The 16507-nt window shown below is 38.7% G+C and carries 15 protein-coding genes; 7 read left to right on the forward strand and 8 right to left on the reverse strand.

Annotated features, from left to right (window positions below; all coding sequences use genetic code 11):
- Positions 1 to 13 precede the first annotated feature (13 nt).
- From RS893_RS18610 to RS893_RS18640, 7 genes are all read left to right on the forward strand, one after another.
- On the forward strand, positions 14 to 1150 hold the full coding sequence (locus tag RS893_RS18610) for a glycosyltransferase family 1 protein (RefSeq protein WP_315786704.1): 1137 nt from the start codon (positions 14 to 16) through the stop codon (positions 1148 to 1150).
- The gene (locus RS893_RS18615) at positions 1144 to 1290 is read left to right on the forward strand and encodes a hypothetical protein (RefSeq protein WP_315786707.1); all 147 of its coding nucleotides are present in this window, start codon (positions 1144 to 1146) and stop codon (positions 1288 to 1290) included. The genes RS893_RS18610 and RS893_RS18615 overlap by 7 nt, the downstream gene beginning before the upstream one ends.
- Positions 1259 to 2524, forward strand: coding sequence for a glycosyltransferase (locus tag RS893_RS18620; RefSeq protein WP_315786708.1), 1266 nt, complete (start codon positions 1259 to 1261; stop codon positions 2522 to 2524). Before RS893_RS18615 ends, RS893_RS18620 begins: the two co-directional genes overlap by 32 nt.
- A gap of 305 nt (positions 2525 to 2829) precedes the next feature.
- The gene (locus RS893_RS18625) at positions 2830 to 3918 is read left to right on the forward strand and encodes an acyltransferase family protein (RefSeq protein WP_315786711.1); all 1089 of its coding nucleotides are present in this window, start codon (positions 2830 to 2832) and stop codon (positions 3916 to 3918) included.
- Positions 3919 to 3921: 3 nt separating this feature from the next.
- Positions 3922 to 5112 (forward strand): glycosyltransferase family 4 protein, encoded by a 1191-nt coding sequence (locus RS893_RS18630; protein WP_315786713.1) that lies wholly within the window; start codon positions 3922 to 3924, stop codon positions 5110 to 5112.
- Between the two features lie 28 nt (positions 5113 to 5140).
- On the forward strand, positions 5141 to 6490 hold the full coding sequence (locus RS893_RS18635; protein ID WP_315786716.1) for a hypothetical protein: 1350 nt from the start codon (positions 5141 to 5143) through the stop codon (positions 6488 to 6490).
- 72 nt (positions 6491 to 6562) lie between these two features.
- Positions 6563 to 7831, forward strand: coding sequence for a glycosyltransferase family 61 protein (locus tag RS893_RS18640; protein ID WP_315786719.1), 1269 nt, complete (start codon positions 6563 to 6565; stop codon positions 7829 to 7831).
- Positions 7832 to 8024: 193 nt separating this feature from the next.
- On the opposite strand, the gene RS893_RS18645 is transcribed toward RS893_RS18640, so the two are convergent.
- The 8 genes from RS893_RS18645 to RS893_RS18680 all read right to left on the reverse strand — a co-directional run bounded on the left by RS893_RS18645 (position 8025) and on the right by RS893_RS18680 (position 16130).
- Complete coding sequence (locus RS893_RS18645) at positions 8025 to 9155, reverse strand: nucleotidyltransferase family protein (RefSeq protein WP_315786721.1); 1131 nt, start codon at positions 9153 to 9155, stop codon at positions 8025 to 8027.
- 205 nt (positions 9156 to 9360) lie between these two features.
- Positions 9361 to 11223 carry an ABC transporter ATP-binding protein gene (locus RS893_RS18650; protein WP_315786724.1) on the reverse strand — a complete coding sequence of 621 codons (1863 nt, stop codon included), beginning with the start codon at positions 11221 to 11223 and terminating at the stop codon, positions 9361 to 9363.
- Positions 11220 to 12152, reverse strand: coding sequence for a hypothetical protein (locus RS893_RS18655; RefSeq protein WP_315786727.1), 933 nt, complete (start codon positions 12150 to 12152; stop codon positions 11220 to 11222). Before RS893_RS18655 ends, RS893_RS18650 begins: the two co-directional genes overlap by 4 nt.
- Before the next feature lie 351 nt (positions 12153 to 12503).
- Positions 12504 to 12698, reverse strand: a complete 195-nt coding sequence (locus tag RS893_RS18660; protein WP_315786731.1) for a lasso peptide — start codon at positions 12696 to 12698, stop codon at positions 12504 to 12506.
- Between the two features lie 348 nt (positions 12699 to 13046).
- Positions 13047 to 13244, reverse strand: coding sequence for a lasso peptide (locus RS893_RS18665; protein ID WP_315786733.1), 198 nt, complete (start codon positions 13242 to 13244; stop codon positions 13047 to 13049).
- A gap of 126 nt (positions 13245 to 13370) precedes the next feature.
- Complete coding sequence (locus tag RS893_RS18670; protein ID WP_315786736.1) at positions 13371 to 15398, reverse strand: lasso peptide isopeptide bond-forming cyclase; 2028 nt, start codon at positions 15396 to 15398, stop codon at positions 13371 to 13373.
- Complete coding sequence (locus tag RS893_RS18675) at positions 15395 to 15832, reverse strand: lasso peptide biosynthesis B2 protein (protein WP_315786739.1); 438 nt, start codon at positions 15830 to 15832, stop codon at positions 15395 to 15397. The genes RS893_RS18670 and RS893_RS18675 overlap by 4 nt, the downstream gene beginning before the upstream one ends.
- Positions 15816 to 16130: a lasso peptide biosynthesis PqqD family chaperone gene (locus RS893_RS18680; protein WP_315786742.1), complete on the reverse strand. Its 315-nt coding sequence runs from the start codon at positions 16128 to 16130 to the stop codon at positions 15816 to 15818. Before RS893_RS18680 ends, RS893_RS18675 begins: the two co-directional genes overlap by 17 nt.
- Between the last annotated feature and the right edge of the window lie 377 nt (positions 16131 to 16507).

Below are 16507 nucleotides of genomic sequence, written 5' to 3' on the forward strand. Positions count from 1 at the left end.
AAATGAGGTAACAATGCGTGTAGCGATTGTGCGTTCAATGCCCAATTTTAGTATGGATGTTTATGCGGATGGTGTAATTTCAGGATTGAGAAATGTGCGATCGCATTGGGAAATAGTTGAACTCGCACCTCGTCCTATAGATAGAAATAACCCCTCTTTATTTCTCAGAGCTAGAAAATACTATGAGCGTTTCTGGCGCTTCCCTAATTTTGTCAAATCTCAAACAGTAGACATATTTCATATCATTGACCATAGCGAAGGTCATATTGTTAATTGGTTAAAAAATCAGAACAAACCTATAGTAGTTACTTGTCACGATTTAATTAATTATTTCTATCAAGATAATCTGCGTGGTGCAGTGCAAGTACCTATCGTTAGTAGTAACCTTTGGCTGCGCTCCGTGCAAGCTATGCAGCACGCCAACCACATTATTACTGTTTCCTCTGTAACAGCCAAAGATACAAATAAAATACTAAATATTGAGCCAAAACGTATTAGTGTAATTCCTAACGCTGTTGAACCTATATTTCAGCCGTTGTCAGAAAATCAGTATGATGACTTGCGTCAAAAATATGGGATTTCATCCGAAAAATTTTGTCTGCTTAATGTCGGGAATGACCATCCACGTAAAAATATTTCTACTATTCTTAAAGTCATAAAAATCTTAAAAGAAAAAGGGCTACCTATACATTTTTGGAAAGCAGGTTCGCCACTTACAGATGATAATCAAAAATTTATCCAAACTCACGGACTTGAACAGTATATCAGCTATCTTGGAAAACCAGATAAACAAACTTTAGTCAAAATTTATAATGCTGCTGATATTTTAATAGCACCCTCATTCCATGAGGGCTTTGGAATCACAATCCTAGAAGCAATGGCGTGTAAAACACCAGTAATTACCTCAAATGTGTCAGCTATGCCCGAAGTAGTAGGAGATGCAGGAGTTCTGGTTGATCCAAACAATGCTGAGGAAATAGCACAAGCAGTGTGTCATCTCTACACTGACCCTATATCTTATCAAAAATTAGCTGAAAAAGGTTTAGCGAGAGTAAAATATTTTACCTGGGAAAAAACCGCAGAGCAAATTGCTCAAAAATATGAGGAATTAGTACAAACAAAGGCAGAGGGCAGAAGGCAGCTATGCTGAAGGAACAAAATAAGCTGGGCATTGGGAATGGGAAAATTATCACTATCTTAATTACCCATTACCAATTACCAATTACCAATTACCAATTACCAATTACCAATGTCCAAGATGAAAATCCTCATATCCGCCTACTCCTGTGAACCAGGCAGGGGTTCTGAACCTGGTGTGGGCTGGAACGTAGCGCGAGAAGTCGCAAAATACCATGAGGTCTGGGTATTAACTAGACCTGATGAAAGTAGTGAAATTATTGAAGCAGAATTAGCTCGCAATCCAGTCCCCAACTTGCACTTTGTGTATTTCAATTTACCCTTCTTGGGTAGCCTCTGGCGTTGGAACCAATCAGGGGCGATGCAAATTCACTACTATCTTTGGCAAATTCAAGCATATTTTGTTGCCCGTCGCCTGCATCGTCAGATTGGCTTTGATGCGATTCACCATGTTACTTTTGTGAAATATTCCAATCCTAGTTTCCTTTCGTTGTTACCTGTTCCTTTTATTTGGGGTCCGGTTGGTGGCGGAGAATCTGCACCAAAAGCCTTTTGGCAAGATTTTAGTTGGCGTGCCAAAGCTTACGAAACTGCACGCAGCTTGGTTCGTTGGCTAGGTGAACTTGATCCATTTGTCCACATGACTGCCAAAAAAAGTGCCATAGTTAGAGCTACAACAGAGGATACAGCTAAGCGCATTCGCAAAATGGGTGTCAATCAGGTAGAGGTGATTTGCGAATCAGGTTTACCCAAGGAAGAAATTCTTAGTCTTGCTCAATGTTCAATGCCTACCGACTCTACCGTTAGGTTTATTAGTATGGGTAGGCTACTACATTGGAAAGGTTTTCACCTGGGAATACGTGCCTTTGCTAAAGCTAATCTGCCAAATTCCGAGTACTGGATTTTAGGTGATGGACCTGAACGCCAAAGGCTGCAAAATCTGGCTGAAGAACTAGGAGTTGCAGAAAAGGTGAAATTTTGGGGTAGGCTACCAAGAGAGCAAAGCTTAGAAAAATTAAGTAAGTGTATCGCACTGGTTCATCCCAGCCTCCATGACTCTGGTGGTTGGGTTTGTCTGGAAGCTATGGCAGCAGGTCGTCCAGTACTGTGCCTTGATTTAGGAGGACCCGCAGTCCAGGTAACATCTGAAACTGGTTTTAAAGTTTCTGCCCATACACCCCAACAAGCAGTAGAGGATTTAGCTATAGCAATGACCCGCTTAGCAGAAGACTCAGAACTGAGAACCCACATGGGCAAAGCAGCACAAACAAGAGTTAGAGAAGTCTTTGACCGAGAAGTTATGGGTTTAGCTTTGGCTCAACTTTATGAGGAAATCGCAGCACCAAATAGCAATCAGTCTAAGCCGATGTTGCTTCACTCAAACTAGTCTTCTTGCATAACTCTGGAGAAATAAAAATACTAACCCTACTCAAAACCTCAGAAAATATCTTGATTTTGATTGTGCAATTCTCCCAAAGGGAAGAACTTTGCTAACACATTTCTGCTTTATCATTTAAACTTTGTTAGTTGCGAAAGTTAAGTGCAAACAAGATTTCAAGATTATTCTCTACACAGAGAGATATAGAGGTATAATAACGTATTGCTAAGTGAAAAGCTAAGTAAGACTGCGAGAACAGCTTAACTTTGATGAACTTTATCAATACATTGGCAGTATTTTTATAAACAGAGAATATGCAAAAACCAAGATTGGTGGGTGTAGACCTATGTCGAGGAATTGCAGCGTATGCTGTTGTTTTATTACATTCTGGTGATCAAAGTTGGGGTTATATCAGCCCTTTAGCATCAGAATTTAGAAGCTTCTTTTATTTTGCAGTTCCCTTTTTCTTAGCTACATCTTTTCATTTCTCAATGGGCAAAGTATATACAGGATTGACTGTTAATTTTTGGAAGCAAAGATTTCAGCGTATTATCATGCCATACATTATCTGGACAATATTTTATTTATTTTCTAAAATACTAATATTTACTATCAACAAACAACCAGATAAAATTAAAGAAATATTTTTAGACCCAGTTTCAATTATTTTTTTTGGAGGAGCATCGCTGCAATTATACTACTTACCTATTTTGATAGTAGGTACTTGTTCATTAATAATTGCAGAGTATTTAGTTAAGCGGCACACTAGAGTTAGTGTACTAGCTTTATTGAGTATTGTCAGTACGTTTATTTACAATTTATTTTTAGTGTCTGGAAATGATTTTCAGCTGGGCCCTAACGTCGCTTTTCAAAATATAGTTAAATTAATAGCACCTAATGCGAATGAAATTCCTCTTTTGAGAATCATATTTGTTCAAATAGCATTTCTCATCAGATGTCTTCCATACCTTTTCATTGCAATGGTTTTTCAGCCATTAATTACCAGAAAAGAATATACTAAACATATTAACTTTCTAACCCTCTGTTTATTTGTTTTTTTTATTGTTGTTTGTAGTTATGGTAAACTATTCTTACCTATTGCCGTACAGGAATTATTCTTAGGATATTCACTCCTAATTTTGGGTATTTATTTATCAAAGTATATTAAAAATAATAATTTAATTACTAGCTTGGGATTCTGTTCTTTTGGGATTTACTTAATCCATACAATATTTATAAACATATTTCAAATAATAATAGGGAAAAATCTACCAGTTTTGATGAATCAAGTAACGGTATTTTCCATACTAATGATTTCTATTTGCAGCTTTTTATTAAGCTGGATAGCTGTATATCTCATGGTCAAAAACAAATTTATTGCTAAATATGTGTTTGGTACTTAGATAATGCATATCTTAACTATTCATAACTACTATCAGATTCGAGGAGGGGAGGATGAGTGTCATGAAGCTGAAGTAAGACTATTACGCGAGAGAGGGCATCATGTTGAAGTGCATGAGGAAAATAATGATCATATGGCAGCCTTGAGTAACTTCAGCAAGGTTACGAAAACAATTTGGTCTCAGGAAACTTATCAAACACTCAAGCATCTATTAAAGGAACAACCTTATGATGTGGTGCATGTACAGAACTTTTTTCCCCTAATTTCTCCATCAGTGTACTATGCAGCAAAAGCAGAAGGAGTACCTGTAGTCCAGACCTTACACAATTACCGTCTTTTGTGTCCCAACGCTTTATTTTTCCGTAATGGAAACATTTGTGAAGACTGCTTGGGACAAGTTATACCTTATCCAGGAGTGTTGCATGGTTGTTACCGCAACAGCCAAGTTGCAAGTGGAGGTGTAGCAACGATGCTGGCGGTGCATTGGGCAATAAATACCTGGACAAAAATGGTAGATATATACATCGCTTTGACTGAGTTTGCCCGACAGAAATTTATTGCTGGTGGTCTGCCAGCAGAGAAAATTGTAGTTAAACCAAACTTTGTCAGTCCCGAACCTGCTGTTGGCAACGGCAGTGGTGGCTACGCCCTTTATGTAGGTAGACTTTCTGTGGAAAAGGGTATAGATACTCTCTTAAAAGCTTGGGAACATCTCAGTCCACAAATTCCTCTGAAAATTGTAGGTGATGGCCCTTTAGCTGAGCAAGTGGTAGAAGCTGCAAAACGACATTCTGGTGTGGAATGGCTGGGACGCAAACCAATGTCACAAGTACATGATTTGATGGGAGAAGCGAGGTTTTTGGTTTTTCCCTCAAAGTGGTATGAAACTTTTGGTCGGGTTGCAGTTGAGGCATTTGCAAAAGGAACTCCAGTCATTGCTGCTAATATCGGTGCGATCGCAGAGTTAGTAGATTCCGGTCGAACTGGCCTGCATTTCCGTCCAGGTGATCCAGATGACTTAACAGCTAAAGTAGAGTGGATGTTAGCCAACCCAGTCAAGCTTGCTTCCATGCGCCAGGAAGCACGGGCAGAGTTTGAAGCTAAATACACCGCAGAGCAAAATTATCAAAAACTAATGGAAATTTATACTAAGATGCAAAAACTTGTTCCGAATAATAAATTACGACATCATTGAATCATCAAATCAAAACTTAGGGGGATAGATGAACGCCGGGATAGGAATTTATAGAAAAAAAGCAGCGTACATTAAAAATTCTTTACTCATACCATTTGCATTTGCTACCGCTTTTTTCCCCCGGATTCTCTATTCTTTAGGTTTTCCCTCATTTATCAATTTTTTTCACTTTTTCATAGTTCCACTGGCTTGCGGCATTATCATAATAAAAACAAAAATTAAAGATAAAAAGCAAATTTCTCTTTCTCAAACTCTCATAGTTGCTCTTTTCATCTTACTAGGAGTCATGACTGCTAGTGCCCTTCTTAATCGGGCTGGAGTGATTAACGTTTTTCTCTCATTGATGTTGCTTGGCGAGCCTTTTTTACTGCTACTGGCAATAACTTGTATTACTAATTCTCCGGAAACTCTCAAAAGAATTAGAACTTGGATATTAAGGTTTGCCTTTGTACACCTATTTTTGGCTTTTCTTCAGTATTTTCTTCTCAGTATTGGCAGACCTTTACCTGCACGTATCGTTATAGCAGGACCAGACAGTATCCAAGGAGTGTTTTTTGTCTCAGGTTCTGGTCATGTTGTGGGTGTTTCTGTGTCTATGGCATTTGGTCTATATTATTTCGTCAGTGCCAAGACTGCTCCTATGTGGCTGCGAATTTCTGTTTTCTTTGCTGCTTTTTATCACCTTTTAATTGCGGATGCCAAACAGGTACTGCTCGTATGGCTCATGGCCTGGGTACTATTGATATTTATTAAATTAAACGATATTAAAGCTACCATACAGTATTTAATAGCCGCAATCTTAATTGGTTATGCCCTAAATTGGTGCTTACAAAATCTAGAAATCTTTAGTGCTTTCAAAGTTTGGATGAGACCAGAACTTTACGGTCCTGACGGTTTAGCTACTCAACTGAAGACAGAACCATTGAAAATTATTCCCTCATTCTATAAATCACCCTTAAATTGGTTATTTGGTCTTGGACCGGGTCATACTATTGGACGATTAGGAGGGTGGATGTTAAAAGACTATTCAGCTTTGTTAAGTCCATTGGGTGCTACTATTCATCCCGCCAGTCAGGCTGTTTGGGATGCTTGGAGTGAACTGTCTTGGTTAGACTCTAGCTTTTTTGCTCCATTTTGGGGTTGGGCAGGGATTTGGGGAGATTTGGGATTTTTAGGTTTGGGAGCTTACCTATATCTTGCTTCTATTGTATGGCGTCGGCTTTGTTTGGATGACTATTCTAAATTTCAGATGCTGACTGTGATGATTTTTGGTTTTATTTTCACTCAGATGGAAGAGCCTGGATATATGCTCTGTGTGGCTTGTTTGATTGGTCTGCGATGGCATGAGGTGCAGATTGCCAAGCGATATTTAGTTTGACAAATGACCAATGATAAATGACGACCATAACCAGTTAGCTTTAGTTGTGCCGACTTACTTAAATATTTTTCTATGCAAATTCTCGATCAAATCACACCTCAACTCTATGCAATCATCAAACGCGATCGCAGGCTAAAAAATTTGGTGATGCCGATTTGGCAATTCTTATCAAATGTTGCTGTGTGGATACGTAGTTTATCTCATCGTTCCAAATTTTTACCTCCACCAAGCGGAATTTGCCAGTCAGTTCAAGATTGGGTAAATATCTATCCTACTTCCACAAACCAAAAGCCAGCCAGCTACCAAGTCATCTACCCTAGTCACACAGTTACTAGAGCGTTACCAAAAACCATAGATGCAAGCATACATTGGAAATTTCGGATTAACCAACAACGGCAACTACCAGATGCATTTATTGCCACTATCCCTAATGGTAGAGTTTGGGGTGATGGTAACGTCATTACACCTGACAACCAACTTCTAGCAGAAGTTTCCAAAGTCATAGGTAAAGGAGAATACATCGCCGATTCAGCCAAGCATCCCATTTTCTCCCAGGGAAAACTGCCGCCTCTACAAAAAATATCGGGTAGTGTGGCAGTTCTCTCATCTGCTGGGGGAACAGGCTACTATCACTGGCTCTTTGATATCTTGCCACGCTTAGCATTACTACAAAAAGCAGAGATTGCATTTGAAGAGATTGATAAGTTTTTAGTTAATAGATATATTTCTCGATTTCAGATAGAAACATTAAATACTTTAGGCATCCCGCGTAGCAAAATAATTGAAAATCATTGGAATCCACACATTGAAGCTGAACAACTTGTAGTTCCTGCTTTAGTTGGAGAAACGAGTCATATGCCTAAGTGGGCTTGCGATTTCTTGAGGGACAATTTTCTTGGTGACAAAACAAAACAAAACAAACAATCACTTCGCCTCTACTTAAATCGCACACAGGTCGTTCACCGCAAAGTAGAGAATGAATCAGAAGTTATTGAGTTTTTGAATAGATTAGGATTTCGCAATCTTTCCTTAGAAACCCTATCAGTTGCAGAACAAATTGAGTTGATGGCGGCGGCTGAAGTCGTAGTTGTACCTCATGGGGCCGGGTTAAGTAACATTGTCTTTTGCCAACAGGGTACAAAAGTCATTGAATTGCTATCACCTAAAGCAGTGAATTTCATGTATTGGTCTTTAAGTAATCAGGTAGGTCTAGATTATTACTATCTTCTTGGTGAAGGAGAAGTACCACCTGAGCCGATTGATCCCTATGCCAATAATGATAATATTTTAATTAATTTAAACTCGCTTTCTCAGGTACTGGAATTAGCAGAAATTCGGTGACTAAATAAATGAGAAAAAGTCTTGATTTTATTTTATAATCAGAGCTTTTATAGTACTCATATTTTATTAGAGTTAGTATTCCTCTTCTGTCACTTTCCAAGATAAGCAAGTAGTGAATAAATGAAATTATCCAGAAGCAAAAAAGGTTTTAAATTGGTTCATCGCACAAATTAGATGATTAAATTTTAGCCTATTATTCATCTAGTAAAATATTTTTATCTCTCATCAACCAACGCAAAAATAATTCAAAATACAGAAGCTTATTCTGCAAGCCTTCTCTCACTCTAATTTGGTAAAAAGTATTTTGCATAAATTTGTGGTGGTCGGTATTACCAGTTAATAGTTGCCTGCATATATCTGAGGAGAGAGAAACAACCTCTGGATCAGCTTCTATGGCTTGTAAAACTTCATTTGGTAGGGTAATGCCTATAATATTATAAGTTAAGAAAAGACCAATAAAAACCATTCGTCTACAATCAAACTCGCTAGCTTGTTGAATTAACATTTGCCAATTAATCTCTGGGTTGCGTCCGATTAATTCTGCAATATCAGCTAACCAACTAAGTTTTTCCCAGCGATGTCGAGATGCATGTGAACTCAGTAATAGTAACCAATTTTCTGGCGATAAACTATAGATTTTCATGCCACCAAAACTAGATGACAGGAGATTTTTCCAAATATACTTGACTTCTATTGAAGATGTGTATCGTGGTGTAATTCGCCAATGAACCTCCACCATTATTCTCTTGTTATCATTAATAAAGTTATAAGTATGCTTACTTTTATCTTTTAAGTAAGCGGCTTCTTCTGTTTTTGTTAATTCAATTTGTGGTCTATATCCTTGAGAAATTAGCAGATCTTTGAACTTTAAAACATCTTGTGGTTGCACTAATATATCTAAATCACAGAACTGGCGTAGTGCGATATTTCCATATAATAAGTTTGCTAAAACAGGGCCTTTATAAGGAATAGCCAAAATTCTATTTTCTTGCAATAGGCGCAGGAGTTGTACAAGCTCTCCAGTCAAATGTAAACTGCGTTGAGCATTTGTGTAGAAAATCTTGCGAAGTTGTTCGAGAACATCTTTAGGAACAGTATCTGATGCGATCGCATTTATATTAGTATACAAAAGTGGTATCAAACCCTGTTTCCATGCACTACTGGTAATCTCTTGCCAGTCTAAATCTGTTTGTTGAATCAAACTTTTTATTTGTTCGGTTTTAGCACCATCTATTTTGGTAGAAGCACAACCAAGAAGTAGCTGTATTTCCGCAGGAACATTGACGTTTAAAATCTTAGTATTTAACTTTGGTAGAGTTTGCATTTTTTTACTTCACTTTTTAGAAGTCTATGATTTATCGCCCTTGGGGCAAGGCAGGAGGCAACAAGGTTTGAATCTTTTATATTAAGCCTTCTTAAAAAGCCCAATTTGGTCTCAAGTCCCGTCGTTTACACGTCTATAATTGCTTGAGATTTGAATCTCCATACTTTTCTTCTACCATCTGCCTTCTTCAATGATTTTCAGTTTGTTAAGCAATCCCATTTTTAAGTTTCTGACTCGAACTAGACTCCATTTGTGCTTTCCAAGACTGGGCATAAAGTCCACCTAAAGCTAAGAGTTCGCCATGATTCCCTGACTCTACAATACGACCGGCACGCATTACGTGAATTATGTCTGCTTGCATAGCAAGAGTGAAACGGTGAGTAATCACAACAGCAGTACGACCTTCTGCTAATGTGCGGAAACGTTCTAACCAATCGTATTCAGCCCAGGGGTCCATAGCACTGGTTGGTTCATCTAAAATAATAATTTGAGCGCGTCTAAAAAATGCTCGTGCTAGTGCCAAACGTTGCCACTGACCCCCACTTAAATCGGTTCCATCAGGAAACAACTTACCCAGCATCGTGTTGTAACCCAAGGGTAAGCGCATAATCTTTTCGTGAATACCCGATGCTTTAGCTGCCGATTCAATCTCTGCCTGATTTGATAGTGCTGTGATATCTCCCAATGCAATATTGTCACCTGCTGTGGTGTAGTAAGGAATTGGAGATTGGAACAAAACAGTAATTAATCGACGGAATTCTTTGACAGCAAACTCACGCAAGTCTATGCCATCTAATTCAATCCTTCCCGAATCTGGATCATAAAAACGGCATAAAAGCTTAATTAGAGTACTTTTGCCTGCGCCATTGTCACCAACGATCGCTACAACTTTACTAGCTGGAATCGTCAAGTTAAAATTTTCTAATACAGCTTCTGTAGCACCAGGATAGCGGAAAGTAACCTGTCGAAATCGAATTTCTTTTTGAGGTTTTATAGGTATAGTAACTGGATTTTCCGGGTCTACAATTGTGGGCTGGATTTGTAAAAACTCAAATAAATTACCAATAAATAAGCTATTACGATAAATTTTTCCAATATTACTTAATAAGTCTTTAACAATACCTTGTCCCTGATTAAATACCTGAAAAAATAAAGCTAAATCTCCTAATGTTAAAATACCTAATAATACTTGCCGTCCCATCCAAGCCAGGGCGCCACCAGTAATTGTCAGTGCAATGATGGCAGCAACAAAGCGACCTAAAGTTTGCAGTTTTAATAAATGGAATTGTTCTTTAACAAGTCGCCGACGCAGACTCTGATAAGCAGACTGGAAATGATTAGCAAAGTCAAATAATCGTACTTCTGCGGCGGTGGAACTGTTTGTCAGCAGATAGTCATAATACATTAGCCAGCGACGGTCAGTTGTTGTTCGCTGTGACCATTGATATTGAATTTTGCTGAGATACATTAATACATAGAACGCAGGAAAAGCACTGATAATTAAAATTGTCGGTAGCCAAAGACCGTAAGGAATTAAGATTGTTGCCATCGCCAACAATGTGACACTGTTTTGTAACAAACTACCAATGCTTTCTAATAATGCTAGCGATCGCCCACTTGCTCCTTCTCTAGCGCGATTAAGTTTGTCATTATATTCTGAGTATTCATAAAAACCATAATCTACAGCCACTGACTGTTTATGAATCAAAGCTGTGATATGGTCATTTACTAATTCTGATTGAGCAGTGCGAATCCATTCACCAGAACTATTTAAAATCTCTCCCAACAGCATGATACCCGCCATCAATGCTACTGGAATCAAAATCTGCTGAATACTTGCCGCAGAAATACCATTGCCGGCAACTACTACTAAATTATCAACTACTTGACGAGTGAAAGTAAGGGAAATAGCTGGCAGTAATCCTTGCACTAATAACATTACCATCCAAGCTAAAGTCCAGTAGCGAGACGCAGCCCAGACAAGACTTAGAGTTTTAATTAGATGAGTGAGTATAGTATTTACACTATGAAATTTGCGCTTCAAAATATCAAAACCCTGTAAATTCAAGATTTGGTAGCTAATAAATAATCCGAGGAAGTTTGAAGAGTATTACTACTATCATGTTGTGCTGTCAGCAGGGCAATATCATCCTCAACTAACTTCACTAAATTTGGTAAATCTTCCAAGGAAGGTTTGCGAGTAAAACGACAGAAACTCACACTTTTAATTAACTCGCTACAAAGATGTAAATGACTAGTAACAAATTCTTTTTCTGTGAGTAAATTAATAGCACGAGTATGACGTACCAATTCTAAAAAAGCTTCTTGGAGTTCCATTTTGGTAATTATATGTTCACTTCCCTTATCCAAAACATAAATCCGTTGTAGCGGTAGCGGATTTTGCTGAAAACCATGAGCAAATTTATAGGATAGTTTTGATGCATTTTGATAAATTGGCGATAAGTTTTTAGTCTCGTGTCCTAGAGAAATTAAAGCTTCTGGAAACACTTTAAATTGAGGATAGGCAGGTAATACCAATACTTGCCCTACTGCAATTTGGATCGGCATAACATCATCAGTTAAAACATCGTAGCCTTTTTTATGAAAAGCAGCTGCCAAAGTAGATTTTCCCCACCCAGAACCACCCATAAAGGCCACACATTTGTGATTGATGCTAATACAACTAGCATGTAGAACTAACAAACCCCTTTGTCGCAGGAGTACACACAACATAGGACCCAAAAGTACAGTGCGAAGCAGAGCTTCATCCACATTCGGTAAAGGATTAATAATAATTTCTCGTCCGTCTTTAATAAAACACTTAGCTACTTCTGGTATTTCTCCAACAAAATTTTTACCGCCATCATGTTGTATTGCAGTTACATCATCTATTTTGCCAAACCGCACAATTACATCTGGTTCACCCTCAGTTTCAATCAGTTCGGGAAGTGGAAATTCAGAAGCAATGCACAAGTTATAAACTTTAAAAAATTTCATTGGTTTTATCAAATGCAATCAAAAAAGATATTTCATACAAAATTATCAAGCATATGTATCTGGGCAATTACACTCCTAGATAAGAAATATGTAGTAGGTTGAAGTTGACGGTATTAAAACTCAATCAAAAATGGTTGGGTTTCGCAACCTCAACCAACCTACAAAATTGTGCTTTTCCTAAAAAGGAAAAAATTTACTCTTAGTGAGTTATCTATTAACTGCAACAGCAAAATTTAGGTTTTTTTACATTAGTTCAGCTTAATTGCTTAACAAAAAAACCAAACTTAATGTTGTTTGTGCGTGCATCTGATCAAATAGTTTCTACAGCTTGAAAATATTTTGCTGGTAAAACTACTTAATTTCGCAATTTAAATTCTTACCTTTTCTAGTGCAGTTTAGATCTCTTGAACCCTGATCATCACCGCCAGATATAGAATTGCCATTGAAAAAGAGAAAGTCTGTTCTGCTTGAACTACCAAGAATTTGTGTAATTTCAGCAACATCACCGTAAACGGTTAGTTTAGGAATGCTGTACGCATTCTTCATGATCTGTCTCCTAATCTGTGAGTGTAGATAGATAGTCTTTGCTAGAAGTAAAAGGTAGTGCCCCAGATTTGGACTTACGGTGTAGCTTAGTGGTCATAGATACGACAGTTCTATGACCACAACCTGCCAAGAGGTTGGATTTACGGTATTGTCGAGGGCGATGTGTACCATAATCCCTAAGCTACAACCTGCCAAGAATTAGAACTTATATGATCACCTGCTTTTACAAGAAGTAAAACTTAGAGCATCACCTGCTTGTAGAAGTAATCAGCGTTTTGTTAGCTGTGCCTGTCTGATTTCAAGCGGTAATCATTAAGATTTGAATCAGCAGCTTAGTTAGCTCAAACTCTACTTGTGTACAGGGTGAATAATCCCGTCTATAGATCCTTGAGCAGGTGTACCACCGTCATCTGTTCCATCAGTATCTGGAATGTTTGAACCGTTAAAAAACAGAAAATCAGTCAATTGTTTGTTGCCAAATGCCTGTGTAATATCTCCGACACTACCGTGTGCAATCAGCATTGGTGTACTGTACGTTTTCTTCATTGCTGTAACTCCTTTGGTGTTTGACCTATTTTCTTCAAACTTGTGGTGATACACCCGGCTAATTGGATTTACAGTGGCTATAATGTTAAAAGTGCTTGTAAATCCACATTTGCCAAGTTTTGAAAATTACGGTACTAATCCCTTAAAGTCCAGCCATGATGCTAAGATGACTGCCTGCCAAACTGCCATCCAATCATCATTGCTAGCTTGGTTGTCTGCGGAAAGTATGCGCTGATAAGCTGTTTGCAGAAAATCTAAGTTAATGTATTTTTCCAGATGTTTGATTTTTTGGGACATCACCTGATCGAGAATTTGGCGATCGCGCTTGAGCAACCCATTGTTAAAGTTTGGTGACAAGTCTGCTTTTCCACCACGCCACTGAATGCTTTCTGGAAGGATACCCTCTAAAGCACGACGCATGATCATCCGTCCCCATCCTTGATATAGTTTTTGTTCAGAAGGCAATGCTAAACAGAATTCTACGAGTCGCTTATCCATGAAAGGATGACGAACTTCCAAAGAAAACATTGCTGCATATTGATCCATCTGTTCTAGGGTGTAGGCTAGTATTCCTTGAGTTAAACTACGCCAATGCTCCTGTCTTAAAGTCAGGGGCGTTTCCTGTGGAGGGTCTAACGTTTGTATCCGTTCATCCAGACGAATACGTTGTGCAAAGTTACGGTTAACTAAAGGAGTCTTAGGCAAAGCCGAAGCCGGAGATGTTTTTTGTCTGGGTTGTCCCCTCCAAAATAGCCGTATTTGTTCCCACAAAGGTTTAATTCCGTGATAGATAATTAACAATTTCCGGGAAACACCAAAATGTTGATGAATCAGTTGCACGGTTTTAACAAACTCTATCCATTGCCACTTCTTGACCAAATCCTGGAGATATGGTAATCCATGACTTCTAAAAACTACGTATGGTGAAACATTGTGATGTGCCGCGATCGCTTTAGCTTCCTGGATGAGGGTTTTCCACTTACCTTGACGTCCCAATTCAGTGAGTCTAGCTATACCGTGGCTCACCGTAGTATCACCATCAAAGCCATCCAGGGAAATCCGCATTCCTAGTTCTTTGGCAGCGCGATAAACCATCCAAGGATAGAAATGACTTGGACCCAATAAAGCTTCATCTTCGTACTGAAAAATGCTATCTAGATTAGACAAAGGGCCAAACTCATCACCATGAATATAGTGGGGAATGAATCCTCCCTGTTCTAGTACAGCATTGATAAAAGGGCGTTCATCACATTCAGTAACTTTGTCAAAAATACTTGAGATGGTGTGTAGTGGGGATTTCCCGACTTCCGCAAGTAGATTCCGTGCTACACAACTCACAGCAGAAGAATCCAAGCCACCACTCAGTTGGCTAAACATTGGAAAGGCGGTACGCAAGCGACACTTCACTGCTTGGGTGAATATCTGCCGAAATTCTTGAGCATAAGCTTCGTTATCAGCTAAATGAATCTCCCGCTCAGGGTCTAGTGACCAGTAAGACCATTGTTGTATTCCTGATTGACTGACCACCATGCTGTGAGCAGGAGGAAGTCGCAGAATATTTTTATAGGTGGTAATCTTTTGGTCTTCCATCATCAATGCCAAGTAGTCGCCAATCCTAACTTCATTCAGGCGACATGGAACGTGTGGCAAACATAGGATTGCTTTGATTTCTGAAGCAAATATGAATTGTTGATTTGGTTGATGGTAATAGTAAAAAGGCTTGACTCCAAAATGGTCTCTAGCACAGAAAAGTGTTTGCTTTTTTCTATCCCAAATGGCAAAGGCAAAATCACCTAGTAGATGCTCTGCACATAGCTCTCCCCATTTTTGATAAGCAGCTAATATTAGCTGAGTGTCCGTTATTTTTTCGAGCGGACAATCATTTATTTGTAATATAAATAATAATTCTTCCCGATTGTCAATGCGAGCGTCGGATGTAATGACTAAATCACCAGTTTCATTAACTAGAGGTAACTTTTCTAGTAGAGATTCGGGGGTAGTCCACAGCATTCTATGGCCAAAACCCAGATTTCCATCATGCCAGATATCTGCACCATCAGGGCCACGGTGAGCTAGAGTATTTACCATCTTTTCTAAGTCTTGCTTGTCTACAGAACGCCCGTCAAGATAGTAAATTCCCATCATCCCACTCATAACTTGACTCCTTCTAGCGTTGGTAGGGGAATAAAGCGAGAAAGGTCTGCGAGATTCCCAATCACGATCTTTCCTTGATGTTCTATCCAAGCATGAGCCTCTAGGATTCCTGTCTTGTCTTTGGCGACACCGATGCGGAGTTGACAAGGGTGACTGTACCGATTCATCAGGACTTGCGTAGTCAAGGCACGAGCCAAGCACTTGACACCAGGCATATAACGACTAGCTACCTCTACAGCCCAGACAATTTTGCGGATGGATACTTGGTTTGTAGTTTGTGTGACTGGTTGACTGATTTTTGCTAATAGTTTTAAAAGAGTGCGAAACGGCAGCAACCACAACCCCAGGCGCATAGCTGCTAGTAAAATCAAGGTCGTGATTAATAAGTGGCGATCGCCTGCATTAAAACTCAAAAACTTAAACAGTAGCGTCATTTTGAATATTTATTAGTTCCGCAGCTAAAAGATCTTCAAGTAAATTGACCAAATCGCGATCGCACTGTTCGGCTTCGACCTCGTACTCTGCCAAGATAGCTGCTTTAATATCCTCTACAGTTTTAGGTGTTTGAATTAAATTCCAGATCAGTGTTCCTACTTCATTCAAACCGTGATATGTACCAGATTTAATATTGAGAATTACTGCTTCACCTCCCAAATCAGAGGAAATTTGCTCAACAGATGCCACAACAATTGTATTTTCTGAGATTTTACCTTCTACTGTTTTTGATTTCATGTTTACTCAATTTCCTTAGGCTATTCTATTTTGGCTATACATGGGCTCCTGTTCATACTTTAACTAGTTTTCTCAGTGCTTATCCGGATACTCAGGTAAAAAAAGCGAAGAACATTTTCCAAAATTTGCACCCAACAACTATAGACTTACTTCGTTTCTATTCTTTGCACCCAGCAAATATCCGTACTCCCCTTGGAAAAATTAATGTATAACCCCATATCAATACTTTTAGTTTTAAGTATCTTTTCTGACAATTTCTCTGACTAACGAAGTTTTACTTTTGATCTCAACCCTGGTATAAATATGTGAAACTTTTACCGTAAAACTGCGTCTCTAATTGTTGCAGAGGTAGATTTCTGAGAAATTAACAACCCTGG

This window comes from Fischerella sp. JS2 (assembly GCF_032393985.1).
In the GTDB taxonomy this organism is placed as follows: Bacteria; Cyanobacteriota; Cyanobacteriia; order Cyanobacteriales; family Nostocaceae; genus Fischerella.